Source organism: Frankia sp. AgPm24, assembly GCF_023243055.1.
GTDB classification, from domain to species: Bacteria; Actinomycetota; Actinomycetes; order Frankiales; family Frankiaceae; genus Frankia; species Frankia umida.
On sequence record NZ_JALKFW010000220.1, the window covers coordinates 49,551 to 62,616 of the forward strand.

11 protein-coding genes are annotated in these 13,066 nt (G+C 72.2%); 4 read left to right on the forward strand and 7 right to left on the reverse strand.

The genetic code is table 11. The annotated features are described in order from the left end of the window. Nucleotides 1–8: 8 nt before the first annotated feature. Both thrS and MXD61_RS25780 read right to left on the reverse strand, forming a co-directional pair. Nucleotides 9–1,985, reverse strand: a complete 1,977-nt coding sequence (gene thrS / locus MXD61_RS25775; protein WP_163550370.1) for a threonine--tRNA ligase — start codon at nt 1,983–1,985, stop codon at nt 9–11. A 111-nt stretch (nt 1,986–2,096) separates the two neighbouring features. After that, complete coding sequence (locus MXD61_RS25780; protein WP_248816008.1) at nt 2,097–3,296, reverse strand: TetR/AcrR family transcriptional regulator; 1,200 nt, start codon at nt 3,294–3,296, stop codon at nt 2,097–2,099. 356 nt (nt 3,297–3,652) lie between these two features. On the opposite strand from MXD61_RS25780, the gene panB reads away from it, so the two are divergent. After that, nucleotides 3,653–4,564, forward strand: coding sequence for a 3-methyl-2-oxobutanoate hydroxymethyltransferase (gene panB, locus MXD61_RS25785; RefSeq protein ID WP_248816009.1), 912 nt, complete (start codon nt 3,653–3,655; stop codon nt 4,562–4,564). A gap of 59 nt (nt 4,565–4,623) precedes the next feature. On the opposite strand, the gene MXD61_RS25790 is transcribed toward panB, so the two are convergent. Further along, nucleotides 4,624–5,409 carry a helical backbone metal receptor gene (locus tag MXD61_RS25790; RefSeq protein WP_248816010.1) on the reverse strand — a complete coding sequence of 262 codons (786 nt, stop codon included), beginning with the start codon at nt 5,407–5,409 and terminating at the stop codon, nt 4,624–4,626. A 31-nt stretch (nt 5,410–5,440) separates the two neighbouring features. Then, nucleotides 5,441–6,124 carry an NADPH-dependent F420 reductase gene (gene npdG / locus MXD61_RS25795; protein WP_248816011.1) on the reverse strand — a complete coding sequence of 228 codons (684 nt, stop codon included), beginning with the start codon at nt 6,122–6,124 and terminating at the stop codon, nt 5,441–5,443. 452 nt (nt 6,125–6,576) lie between these two features. Here npdG and MXD61_RS25800 point away from each other — a divergent pair, with 452 nt between their 5' ends. Further along, entirely contained in the window at nt 6,577–6,795 is a 219-nt protein-coding gene (locus MXD61_RS25800; RefSeq protein ID WP_009742848.1) for a hypothetical protein, read from the forward strand. A gap of 104 nt (nt 6,796–6,899) precedes the next feature. On the opposite strand, the gene MXD61_RS25805 is transcribed toward MXD61_RS25800, so the two are convergent. Then, the gene (locus tag MXD61_RS25805) at nt 6,900–8,039 is read right to left on the reverse strand and encodes a tyrosine recombinase (RefSeq protein ID WP_248816012.1); all 1,140 of its coding nucleotides are present in this window, start codon (nt 8,037–8,039) and stop codon (nt 6,900–6,902) included. A 348-nt stretch (nt 8,040–8,387) separates the two neighbouring features. Between MXD61_RS25805 and MXD61_RS25810 the strand changes: the two genes are divergently transcribed. Beyond that, entirely contained in the window at nt 8,388–8,960 is a 573-nt protein-coding gene (locus MXD61_RS25810; protein WP_248816013.1) for a hypothetical protein, read from the forward strand. Next, nucleotides 8,957–9,958 (forward strand): PKD domain-containing protein, encoded by a 1,002-nt coding sequence (locus MXD61_RS25815; RefSeq protein WP_248816014.1) that lies wholly within the window; start codon nt 8,957–8,959, stop codon nt 9,956–9,958. Before MXD61_RS25810 ends, MXD61_RS25815 begins: the two co-directional genes overlap by 4 nt. 94 nt (nt 9,959–10,052) lie before the next feature. On the opposite strand, the gene MXD61_RS25820 is transcribed toward MXD61_RS25815, so the two are convergent. Together MXD61_RS25820 and MXD61_RS25825 are read right to left on the reverse strand one after the other, a co-directional pair. After that, on the reverse strand, nt 10,053–10,676 hold the full coding sequence (locus MXD61_RS25820; RefSeq protein ID WP_163548387.1) for an NUDIX hydrolase: 624 nt from the start codon (nt 10,674–10,676) through the stop codon (nt 10,053–10,055). Continuing rightward, a complete protein-coding gene (locus tag MXD61_RS25825; protein WP_248816015.1) occupies nt 10,673–12,655 on the reverse strand; it encodes a CTP synthase in 1,983 nt (660 codons plus the stop codon). The genes MXD61_RS25820 and MXD61_RS25825 overlap by 4 nt, the downstream gene beginning before the upstream one ends. Nucleotides 12,656–13,066: the final 411 nt, after the last annotated feature.

Genomic DNA, 13,066 nt, shown 5'->3' on the forward strand with positions numbered 1-13,066 from the left:
GGTCCGCGTCAGACCTGGATGCGGCGGGTGACGGCGTCGAGGATCTCGGCGATCGCGTCGTCGACGGGGACGCCGTTGCGCTGGGTTCCGTCGCGGAAACGGAAGGAGACGGCACCGGCCGCGACGTCGTCGTTGCCGGCGAGGAGCATGAAGGGAACCTTCTGCTTCTGCGCGGTGCGGATCTTCTTCTGCATCCGCTCGTCCGAGGCGTCGACCTCGACGCGAATGCCCTGGGTGGACAGGCGCCGGGCGATCTCGTCGAGGTAGGGCACATGCTCGTCGGTGATCGGGATGCCGACGACCTGCACGGGGGCGAGCCACGGCGGCAGGGCACCGGCGTAGTGCTCCAGCAGGATGGCGAGGAACCGTTCGATCGTGCCGAACAGGGCCCGGTGGATCATGAACGGGCGTTTGCGGGTGCCGTCCGCGGCCTGGTATTCGAGGTCGAACCGCTGCGGCAGCTGGAAGTCGACCTGGATGGTGGACAGCTGCCAGGTGCGGCCGATCGCGTCGCGCGCCTGCACGGAGATCTTCGGGCCGTAGAAGGCGCCGCCGCCCGGGTCCATGACGAGTTCGAGGTCCTGCTTCTGGGCGGCCTCGCGCAGCAGGTCGGTGGCCTCGGCCCATTCCTCGTCGGTGCCGACGGCCTTGCCCTCGGGGCGGGTCGACAGCTCCAGGTAGAAGTCGTCGAGGCCGTAGTCGCGCAGCAGGCCGAGCACGAAGCTCAGGGTGCCGTCGAGTTCGGTGGGCAGTTGTTCGCGGGCGCAGAACAGATGGGCGTCGTCCTGGGTGAGGCCACGCACCCGGGTCAGGCCGTGCACCACACCCGACTTCTCGTACCGGTAGACGGTGCCGAACTCGAACAGCCGCAGCGGCAGCTCCCGGTACGACCGGCCGCGCGACCGGTAGATCAGGATGTGCATCGGGCAGTTCATCGGCTTGAGGTAGTAGTCGGTGCCGCCGTCGAGCTGCATGGGCGGGTACATGCCGTCGGCGAACCAGTCGAGGTGCCCGGAGATCTCGTACAGCTCGGACTTGGTGATGTGCGGGGTGTTGACGAACGAATAGCCCGCCTCGGTGTGCCGACGCCGCGAGTAGTCCTCCATCGCGGTGCGCACCGCGCCACCCTTGGGGTGGAACACCGACAGGCCGGGGCCGATCTCGGTCGGGAAGGAGAACAGGTCGAGTTCGGCACCGAGGCGACGGTGGTCGCGCCGCTCGGCCTCGGCGAGGCGGGTCTGGTAGTCCTTCAGCGCCTCACGGGACTCCCAGGCGGTGCCGTAGATCCGCTGTAGCTGCGGGTTCTTCTCACTGCCCCGCCAGTAGGCGGCCGCCGAACGCAGAATCGCGAACGCGGGAATCGACCGGGTGCTCGGCACGTGCGGCCCGCGGCAGAGGTCCTTCCAGCACAGGTCGCCGGTCTTCGCGTCCAGGTTGTCGTAGATGGTCAGCTCGCCGCCGCCGACCTCGACGCTCGCCTCGGCGTCGTCACCGGCGCTCGATTTCAGGCCGATCAGTTCCAGCTTGTACGGCTCGTCGGCGAGTTCGGCGCGGGCCTGGTCGTCGCTGACGACCCGGCGGGCGAACCGCTGACCGGACTTGATGATCGCCTGGGCCTTCTTCTCGATGGCCTTCAGATCGTCCGCGGTGAACGGGGTCTCGACATCGAAGTCGTAGTAGAACCCGTTCTCGATGGGCGGGCCGATGCCCAGGCGCGCCTTCGGGAACAGGTCCTGCACGGCCTGGGCGACCACGTGCGCCGCCGAATGCCGCACGATCGCCCGCCCGGCCGGCGAGTCCAGCGCGATCGCCTCGACGACGGCCCCGTCGGTGAGGACATGAGCGAGGTCGCGCTGCTGGCCGTCGACCACCGCGGCGATGACCGAACGGTCGTCGGCGAACAGGCTGGCGGCCGTCGTACCGGTCGGCACCACCCGCGGCTCGCTGCGCTGGTCATGCTGGACGGTCACGCGGACGTCGGACACCGAGACTCTCCTGTGTGCGCTGGGACGCTGAGCGCGGGCAATCATCCCGCGGCCGGCGGGCAACCGCCCCGAGGGCGGCCCACGGCAGGTTTTCCTGACCCGCTCGCGATGCTACCCGCGTCCCGGCCGAACCCCCCGAACACACACACTCACGGTGACGACTCTGGCGCGCGCACGTCCACCACCCGCGGCTCGTCCGACGGGACGCCATCCGCGTCGCCATGGCCGCGGTCCGCCGGGTCCACCCCGCTGACGGACGCACCAGCCAGCGGCGTCCCGACCTCGGACGGGCTGGCGTGGGACGGGACCGCGTGGGACGGGACCGCGGTGGACGAGCTGGCGTCGGGTGTCCCGGAGGCGGGCGTACCCGTGCCGGGCGCCGAGGCCGAGGACCGGATAGGTCTGGCCCAGCGCGAAGGGAGCGCCCACCGGATAGGCCACCAGGCGAGGCGTCGCCAACTGCCCACCCGCCGGCTGCGGACCGGCCACGACCGCGCCGCTGAACGTGGCGACACCGCCCGACGGCGGCACAGTGCCCGACGCCGGGGTGCCGTTGGGTGCGGCGGCTACAGCGGGCGTGGCCGGGAGCTGGACCGTGCCGCCGGCAGCAGCAGCGACAGTGGTGGCAGTGGTGGCAGTGGTGATCGGGTCGGTGTCCGGTGCCGGGGTGCGGATGCCGACGAGGATGACGTCGACGATGCGAGCGATGCGGCCGCCACTGACCTCACGGTCGCCGCTGAGGTACTGACGGTAGGAGACCGGGCCGATGAGCATGTCGACGATCAGGTCAACGTCGACGTCCGCCGCGAGTTCACCCGAGTCGATGCCACGGCGCAGCAGGTCCGCCGCCCACCGGCGGGATGGTTCCAGCACCCGGTGTGAGTAGGTGGCGAACAGGTCGGGGTGGGTGGTGCGCTCCGCGGCGAGCTTGGGCATGATCCGCCCGGCCAGGGAGTGCATGTTGCGTCGGCGCAGGGCGTTGAGCCAGGCGACCAGATCGTCGCGCAGGGAGCCGGTCTCGACCGTGTCGACCTCGTCGGCGAGGGTGTCGAGAGCGTCGCTGATCAGGGCGTCCTTGGTCGGCCAGCGCCGGTAGACGGTGGCCTTGCCGACGCCGGCGCTCGCGGCGACGGCCTCCATGGACAGCCCGGCGAACCCGACGGTGGCCAACTCGTGCAGTGCCGCGGCGATGATCGCCTCGTCGGTCCGAGGGTCGCGGGGACGGCCGGGGGCACGCGGGATCCGTACCCCGGAGGGGGCCCGGTCCGCTGGCCGACGAGGCTGCGGCGGACGGGCGTCCGACGTTGTCATCGGACGTGCCTTCCGCTCACCGCGGCGATCTGGTCGCCGTACCTGTGCGTCCGCATGGATAGGCCACCCGCCACCTGGTCGAGCCGCGCGTTGCTGTCGATTGTCCGGTGTCATTTCAAGATCAGCATACGTGGCCCGGGCGCCAGACGCATCCGTTTGCCATGGCAGCGGCGTGGTGCTCCACGTCCGACGTCGGACGCCCGGGCACGGCGGGCCTGGCCGGGGCATCCACCGGGGCCCGCCCACGAAGGTCGGCGGGGGGCTGCCACGAGGGCCGGCAGGAGGCCGTCAGCGGTGGCAGCATGGATGGCACGCCGGGACGCCCCGTCGCCCGGACGGACGGATCAGGAGTGCTCATGACGTCGTCAGACACTGGTTCCCACAGCGCCGACTCCCCCACCGCAGGTTCCCCTGGCACAGGCTCCTACGTGGCTCCCGAGGAGGGTGCCACCACGACCAGCCAGTCCCGTGGCCGGACCCGCTTCACCGTGCGCGATGTGGCGGCGGCCAAGGCCCGCGGGCAGAAGTGGGCGATGCTGACCGCCTACGACTTCACCACCGCGGGCGTCTTCGACGAGGCCGAGATCCCCGTCCTGCTGGTCGGCGACTCGGCCGCCAACGTCGTCTACGGCTACGACACGACGATCCCCGTCACGGTGGACGAGCTGATTCCGCTGGTCCGCGCTGTGGTGCGCGGGGCGCCGCACGCGATGGTCGTCGCCGATCTGCCCTTCGGGTCCTACCAGGCGGGGCCGGCGCAGGCGCTGGAGACGGCCACCCGTTTCCTCAAGGAAGGTGGGGCGCAGGCGGTGAAGCTCGAGGGCGGCCAGCGGGTCGCTCCGGCGGTGCGGACGCTCACGGCCGCCGGCATCCCGGTCGTCGGGCATCTGGGGCTGACCCCGCAGAGCGTGCATGCCTTCGGGGGTTACCGGGTGCAGGGACGGGACGCGGCCGGTGACGTGCTGCTGACCGAGGCGTTGGCGATCGAGGCGGCCGGCGCGTTCGCCGTCGTCCTGGAGGTGGTGCCCGCGGAGCTCGCCGCCCGGGTCACCAAGGAGCTGCGGATCGCCACCGTCGGGATCGGCGCCGGCGCGGACTGCGACGCCCAGGTGCTGGTCTGGCAGGACATGGCCGGTCTCGGCGCCGGACGAGCCCCTCGTTTCGTCAAGCGGTACGCCGATCTGCGCACCGCCCTCGGCACGGCCGCGCGCACCTACCGCGACGAGGTCCGGGACGGCCACTACCCCACCGTCGAACACAGCTACTGACCGCAACGTCCCGTGCCGGCGGCGCCGTCCCTGGGCGTCCGCGGGCAGCGCGCCAGCGGCTAGCGGGCGAGCGCGGCGGCGAGTTCCGTGCGCGCCGCCACCAGGGACGGGCCGTACCAGGTCAGCAGGCGCCCCGAGACGCACACCGCCGGCGCGGTGAACGCCTCGGGGCCGTCGGTGGGGCTGAACGCGTACGGCTCGTCCGGCAGGACCACCAGGTCGTGCGGGGGCACCGTGGCCGGGTCGAACCGGGGATAGCGCTGGTCGGCGTCGGCCAGCACGTTGTCGACGCCGAGCCGGCGCAGCACGTCCCCGGTGAAGGTGTCGTGGCCCACCGCCATCCACGGCCGGCGCCAGATGGGTACCAGGGCCCGGCGGCGCGGTCCCGGCGGTGGGGGCGCCGACCAGAGGGCCCGGGCCTGCTCCCACCAGGGGGGACGCTGCAGGTGGCAGGCCAGCCGCAGCATCCGGTCGAGGCTGTGCAGTGCGCCGTCGACGGTGGTGGGCGCGGTCACCCAGACCGCGAGTCCGGCGTCCCGCAGGGCGGTGAGGTCGGGGGCCCGGTTCTCCTCGGCGTTGGCGAGCACGAGGTCCGGGGCGAGGGCGACGATCGCCGCCAGATCGGGGTTCTTCGTGCCGCGGATGCGGGTGACCTCGAGCCCGGGTGGTTCGCCGCACCAGTCGGTCGCCCCGACGAGCAGCCCGGGGGTGCTGCGGGCGACCGATTCGGTGAGGCTCGGCACCAGCGAGACCACCCGCTCGATCCGGTCGGGAACGGCCACGGCGAGCCCGAGGTCATCGAGGTGCGTCGACGTGGCCCGACGGTCCGGCGCTCCCCGCGTCACGATCAGTCCGATCCCGGCTCGTCCAGTCCGGTCAGACGTCGGTGACGCGCAGGCCGGCGTGGGCCTTGTACCGGCGGTTGATCGAGATCAGGTTGGCGGTGAGCGCCTCCACCTGACCGGCGTTGCGCAGCTTGCCGGCGTAGATGCCGCGCATCCCGGGGATGCGCTCCGCGAGCGCGGCGACCAGGTCGGTGGCGGCGCGGTCGTCGCCGAGCACGAGGATGTCGGTGTCGATCGACTCGACCGTCTCGTCGGCGAGCAGGACGGCGGAGACGTGATGGAAGGCACCGACGACCGTGCTCTCGGGCAGGACGGCGGCAGCCTGCTGGGCGGCGCTGCCCTCCGGCACGGGCAGGGCGAAGGCGCCGCCCTTGTCGAAGCCCATCGGGTTGACGCAGTCGATGACGATCTTCCCGGTCAGCGGGCCGCGCAGCGACTCGAGCGTCTCGCGGTGCCCGTCCCAGGGGACGGCGACGATGACGACGTCGGCCCGCGCGGCGACGGTGGCGTTGTCGGCGCCCTCGATGCGCAGGCCCGGTCCGGCGAGCTTGGCGGCGGCTTCCTCGCCACGCTCGGTGGAACGCGAACCGATGAGCACGAGGTGCCCGGCCTGGGCGAAACGCAGCCCGAGGCCGCCGCCCTGCGGTCCGGAACCGCCGAGAATGCCGATGGAGAGGCCGGGTACGTCCGCGGGAACATGCTTGGGCGAGGTCACCCTGCCATCCTGCCCGAGTCGTCCGTCCGCCGCGCGTTTCGGCGACCGGGAGTGAACCCGCAGGCCGGCGGTCTGGACGGCCGGAACCAGATCGTTCACCCTCCGGCGCACCGACTCATGGCACCCCCCACCCGCCGACGGACAGCCGGGGGCAATGAGGGACTATGCATGAACAACGGGACAGCTACGTGTCCGATCATCCCGCGCTCGCCGGCCGGGACCTTCGACCGGGCAGACGGGTTCCCACACACGTCGCTACCGGCAGAGGAGCAGCGCACGTGACAGAGAGTTACAGCTCGTGGATCACCACCGTCAGCGAGCGGAACGGTACCCATGGCGATGCTCCGGGCGGGTCCGGTAACCCCGGGCGTGCGTTGGCCGGGGATGGGCCGTACCGTTCGGTTTCACACGCAACGGGTAGATCTAACGAAACAGGCGAGAGAGGTCGAGCAATGGCGGACGTATCGGTTCGCTTCGCGATGACGAACGACAGCGAAGTGGTACTGAACCTGTCGCTGCCGCAGGCGCTGCGCCTGATGGAGGCGATCGCGCGCAAGGTGGGCGAGACGCTCGCGGAGCGCAGCACCCAGGCGGTGGGCGGCGTCGGCGGGGTTCCCACCTCGGCACCCTCGAACGGCATGCCGAGCCTTGGGCCGTACACCCCGTCCTGAACCCGCACCCGGGTGACCCTCCTGGCGCTGGCCGCACCGCAGCGCGCCACGCCGGAGGCTGACGTCCAGCTCACCGCGGCCGATCCACGGCAGGCGCCGTCGGGTCAGAACCTCGCGGTGGGCTCGCTGAATCCCCGGGCGGGACGATCCACGGCAGGACCCTCGTCGCCCGGGCGGCCACGCGTGGCCGGGCCGCCGGCGGCGAGCGCACGTGGGTGTGATGTGGCATACACCTCACGGAGCCGGTCGACCGTCACGAGGGTGTAGATCTGGGTCGTGCTCACCGAGGCATGACCCAGCAGCTCCTGCACGACCCGGACGTCCGCGCCCCCGTCGAGCAGGTGGGTGGCGAAGGAGTGCCGCAGCACGTGCGGTGACACGCCGTCCACCCCCGCCGCCGCGGCCGCGGTGCGTAGCTGTGTCCACGCGCTCTGGCGGGACAGCCGGGTGCCGCGTCGCGACAGGAACACCGCCGCCCCCGAGCGGGCCGCGGCCAGACGCGGCCGCGCCGCCCGCAGATAGTCCGCCAGCGCCAGCACCGCGCAGCGCCCCAGTGGGACGACCCGGTCGCGCCCCCCTTTGCCGTGCAGGCGCACGGACGCGGCTTCGAGGTCCAGATCGTCGAGGTCGAGGCCGACCGCCTCGGAGATACGCGCGCCGGTCCCGTAGAGCAGCTCCAGCAGGGCGGTGGCCCGGAGCCGACGGGCGGCCTCCAGCGCATCACCGCTGCCACCGCCACCACCGCTGCCACCGGACGTCGCAGGGGCCGTGGCCTGCTGGCCGCCCGCGGCGGCCAGCACCGCGCTCACCTGGTCGACGGTGAGTGCCTTGGGCAGACGCCGCGGCGGCGCCGGCGGCCGCACCGGCTTCGAGACGTCCTCACGCACGTCCCCCTCCTCGGCGGCGAAGCGGTGCAGGGACCGCACCGCGACGAGCATCCGCGCCACGGACGCGGCGGCCAGCGGCGGATGCTCGTCGTCCCCCGCGCGCAGCGCCGCGGCGAAACCGGCAACCTCCGCCTCGCCCACCGCGTCCAACGAGGGCAACCCCCGCGCGGCCAGATGGACGAGATACCGCCGCAGATCGCGACGGTAGGCGAGGACCGAGTTACGGGCGAGGCCACGCTCGCCTTCGAGGTGGTGGAGATAACGGGCGACCACATCCGCCGGCCCGACCTCAGCGAAGGACCCGGTGCCGGCGAGGGACCCGGTGCCGGCGAGGTGTACGGCGTTGGCGACGGGCACGTCAGGACGCTCCCGGAGGGGTTCGTCGCCGTCGGCCGCCATCATCAACCTGATAGTAGGACCTGCCGGCAGTTGTCTGCGGCTGCCCGTCCACATGCCGCGATTCGACGGCTATTCTGGCGATCTGTGCGGATGGCCACCGGACCATCACGTCGCGCCGCACGGCTGGGGGTCACCATCATCGACGTCACCACGCCGCCCCGCGGTCCGCACCCTGCGTCACCCGGGTCGCTGAGGGGGCCATCGCCACGGCGGTCGGCGCCGTCGGTCCCCTCCGGGGCCGTCGCACCGGCTTCGTCTGCGGCTCAGGCGGTCGCGGTATCGCCGGCGTCGCGGCGCCGGGCGCGGGTGCACCTGCGGCGGCGGGGGCTCGTCCTGCTGGTCGGGTTCGTGCTGGGAGCGGAGCTGATGTCCTCGTGCGGCGGGTCGGGGGGGCCGCAGGGTGCCGCGCTCCCCGTCCATTCGGGGGCCGGTGGTGCGAGCCCGACGGCGAGCGGCACCAGCGCCGCCACGCCGCCGGATGTCAGCGCTCCCGCCGCCGTGCGTACCGTCGCGGCGTACTTCCAGGAGATCAACGATGCCACCCGAGCCGGACGCCTCGCGGTGATCACAGCGACGGCCCTGGAGGGCTGTCAGACCTGCGCCCTGGACGTCGGGGTGTCGCGCTCGCTGGCCCAGCGCGGCCTGCACGCCGACGCACCCGCCTACCAGCTCAGTGACCTCACGGCCCAGCCGTACGCGGGCCTGGCCGCCACCGCCTCCTTCACGCTGCGCACGGCGACCGTCGGCCTGCTCGACGCGGCCGGGCGGCACGTCCAGGACGCCGCCGGCGTCCCCGCCCGCGCCGCGACCGCGCAGCTCACCCTCACCGCGGGCGGCTGGCGCATCCAGACCCTGCGCTACGCGGCGGGCCCCTCTTGACCCCGCCGACCCCCGCCGGCACCGGCACCGGCGGCCTGCGCGCCGGGCGGCGGGCGGCGCTGATCCTGGTGGTGGCCGTGGTGATGACCTGCGCCGGCGTGGCGATGCCCACCTGGCCAGGCGGGTCGAGCTGGCCGGGTGGGTCGGGCGGCTCGGGGTGGTCGGGCGGTCTGGGGGCCGGCCGGGCCGTCGCCGCTCCCAACGACACCGCCGCTCCCAACGACACCGTGGTTCCCTGCGGTGACGTGCTGTGGGGAGCCTGCGACACCCGGGCCACCGCGCAGGGTTACCAGTACCGCTACCACGACGGCAAGCTCGAACGAATATCGGACGCCACCGACGCCGGCACCGGCACCGGGCGGTGGGCGGCCCACTGCGGCGAGTTCTGCCAGGACGATCCGACTGTCATCTGCGAGATGCTCGAGGTGCTCGGCAAGAACACCCAGATGTCCCCCGAGGTACGGGCGCAGTGGGAGCAGCAGTCAGCGGGCTGCCTCAACTTCAACTATCTGATTCCGGCCACGAACGCCGTCCCGCTCGCGGCCGTGCAGGCGGCGCTCAACGACTACCTGCGCGAGAAGATCCTGCCGAAACCGACCATCGTGATCTCCCCGTCCGGCCGCAGTTTCGCGGGTCTCGCGACGATTCTCCACACGCCCGTCCCGAACACGTACACGTTCAACGTGGAGGAGCCGGTGGTCGCCACCATCAGCGCCGTCCCGCATTACCGGTGGGAGTTCGGCGACGGTGACATCGGCCCCGACGCGCCAGGGCGTCCGTACGACACGGCGATCTCTCCCCGGGAACACCCGGACGCCTATGTCAGCCACACCTACGACCATGCCGGTGACCACCAGGTGACGCTGACCGTCACCTGGCAGGGCACCTTCACCGTTCCCGGCGTCGCGCAGGCCTTTCCGCTCGACGCCGTGGTCCTCGCCGCCGTGCAACCTCTGGTCGTGAACGAGGCGTCCGGCGTCCTCGTCCACAACGACTAGCGCGCTGCCCCCGAACGCTCAGGGACAGCGCCGCCGTCACGGGCCGCCGATGCCGGACTCGACCTGCCGGACCTCGACCTGCCGGACCGGTCGGTCAGCCGCTGTGGGCCGGGCGGGCGGGCCAGGGCGCGTCGAGCGGGCGCAGCCCGGTGAAGCCGGCGGACCGGCAGCGGTCGGCCGCCAACAGGCCGATGACCGCCATCCCGTTGGTGATCTCGCCGTGCAGGACCCGACGCACCGCCTCGTCGAGGTCGATCCGGGCCACGCCCATGTCGACCTCCTCGTGTTCGGGCACGTGCCGCTGCTCCGCCGGGATCTCGTGCAGGCCACGGGCCAGGAACACCCGGTAGGCCTCGTCGGTCATCCCCGGTGAGGACCAGGCGTCGACCAGCAGGTCATAACGGTCGGCCCACAGCCCCGTCTCCTCCGCCAGCTCCCGCGCGGCGGCCACGCTCGCCGGCTCGCCGGCCACGTCCAGGATGCCGGCGGGCAGTTCCCACAGGGGGCCGCCGACCGGATGCCGATACTGGTGGACCAGCACGACACGCTGGTCCTCGTCGAGCGCCACGACCCCCACCGCACCGGGATGCACGATCACGTCACGCTGGGAGACATCCCCGTCCGGCATCCGGACGAGGTCGCGCCGCACGGCGATGATCCGCCCGGTGTAGGCGACCGAACTCTCGGTGGTCTCGTAATGATGCTCGGCGGATGTCACGGCGACACCAGCGCGCCGCCGTCGCCCACCACCACGCCGTTGGACGAGGCCACCCCGTTGGACGAGGCCACACCACCGGACGGAGCGACCCCGTTGGACGGAGCGACCCCGTTGGACGGCGCCACACCGTTGGAGGCCGTCGCGCCGGAGCGTCCCGCGCCCGACCCACGCCGTCCCGCCCCTCGGCCAGCGGCCGTCCCCGCCGCCGTCGGTGCCGCCACGGGTGCGGAGGGCGACGGCGACGCGGAGCTCGCGGTCACCTGCGCCGCGGGCTCGGTGAACGACTCGATGGCCGGCTCCGCGGGCAGTCCGACGGGCAGGTCCACCGGCAGGACGCCCCGGCGCCGGTCGGCGTGCAGCAGGGCCGCCGCGACCAGGCCACGGAACAGCGGATGGGCCCGGGTCGGACGGGAACGGAACTCCGGATGGGCCTGCGTGCCGACGTAGTAGGGATGCACGTCCGCCGGCAGTTCGACGACCTCCACCAGGCGACCGTCCGGCGAGGTCCCGGAGAAGACCAGGCCCGCCGCGGCCAGCTGGTCGCGGTAGTCGTTGTTGACCTCGTAGCGGTGCCGGTGGCGTTCGTCCACCTCGGCGACGCCGTACTCGCGTCGCGCGATGGTGGCGGGCTCCAGTGCGCAGGTGTAGAGCCCGAGGCGCATCGTCCCGCCCATGTCCCTGGTGCCGGCGACGACCTCGTGCTGGTCGGCCATCGTCGAGATGACCGGGCTGTCGGTGTCCGGCGCGAACTCGGTGGAGTTCGCACCCGCCAGACCCGCGAGGTTGCGGGCCGCCTCGATCACCATGCACTGCAGGCCCAGACAGATACCCAGGGTCGGGATGCGGTTCTCCCGGGCGTGGCGCAGCGCGCTCAGCTTGCCCTCGATACCGCGGATGCCGAATCCGCCGGGCACGATGATCCCGTCGACGCCGTGCAGCTGCGCCGCGGCCTGCTGCGCGGAGTCACACTCGTCCGAGGTGATCCAGCGCAGTTCCACCCGGGTGTCGGTGGCGAACGCACCGGCCCGCAGCGCCTCGGTGACCGACAGGTAGGCGTCCGGCAGGTCGACGTACTTGCCGACGATGCCGATCGTCACCGTGTTCTTCGGCTGGTGGACGCGGCGCAGCAGCGTGTCCCACTCGGTCCAGTCGACGTCGCGGAACGACAGTCCCAGGCGGCGCACCACGTAGGCGTCGAGCCCCTCCCGGTGCAGCACCCGCGGGATGTCGTAGATCGAACTCGCGTCCGGTGCGCCGACCACGGCCTCGTCGTCGACGTCGCACATCAGCGCGATCTTCTTCTTGAGGCCGTCGGGCAGCGGCCGGTCCGACCGGCACACCACCGCGTCAGGCTGCAGTCCGATGCTGCGCAACGCCGCCACCGAGTGCTGCGTCGGCTTGGTCTTGAGCTCACCGGACGGTGCGAGATACGGCACGAGGCTCACATGCACGGTCAGCGCGTTGTCCCGGCCCACCTCATGGCGGACCTGCCGGATCGCCTCCAGGTACGGCAGCGACTCGATGTCGCCCACCGTCCCACCGACCTCGGTGATGACCACGTCGACGTGGTCACCGGCCAGCCGGCGAATCCGGTCCTTGATCTCATCGGTGATGTGCGGGACGACCTGCACCGTCTGCCCGAGGTACTCCCCGCGCCGCTCGCGAGCGATCACCGCCGAGTACACCTGGCCGGTGGTGACGTTCGCGCTGCTGTCCAGGTTGACGTCGAGGAAACGTTCGTAGTGCCCGATATCCAGGTCGGTCTCGGCGCCGTCGTCGGTGACGAACACCTCTCCGTGCTGGAACGGGTTCATCGTGCCCGGGTCAACATTGAGGTAGGGGTCGAGCTTCTGCATCGTGACGCGCAGGCCACGAGCCTTCAGCAACCGGCCCAGGCTCGAAGCCGTCAGCCCCTTGCCCAGGCTCGAGGCGACCCCGCCGGTGACGAAGATGTGCTTGGTGACATGCGACTGGCCCACACGAAACTCCCGTGGTCACGCCGCCGGTCCGGACCCGGCGTCTCCACGGGACTTCACGGTAACAGCTCTCCGCCGCCCTGCCATCGCCGGCCACCCCCGCCCACCATCACGGCCGGCGACAGGACACCGGAGCAGGATCCGGTCACACCGGCCGCCGCGGCGGACAAAAAGGACGCGACCACCCAGCGGCGACCCGGGCGGGTCTCACCCACGGCCCGATCCGCGGCTCGGTCACCTTCCGTAGCCTTTGGCACCTGGCGTGCCGGCGCGACGATTCGTGGGACGTTCAGGGCCGGTGGGGGGCGCACGGAAGCTCTGGGCGGCAGCGGTTGATCGTCGACACATCAATCGGCGCCTGGGGCGGTCGGCGCACAAAGTTTTTCGGTCTTGCCGAAACAGGCACCGCATCTG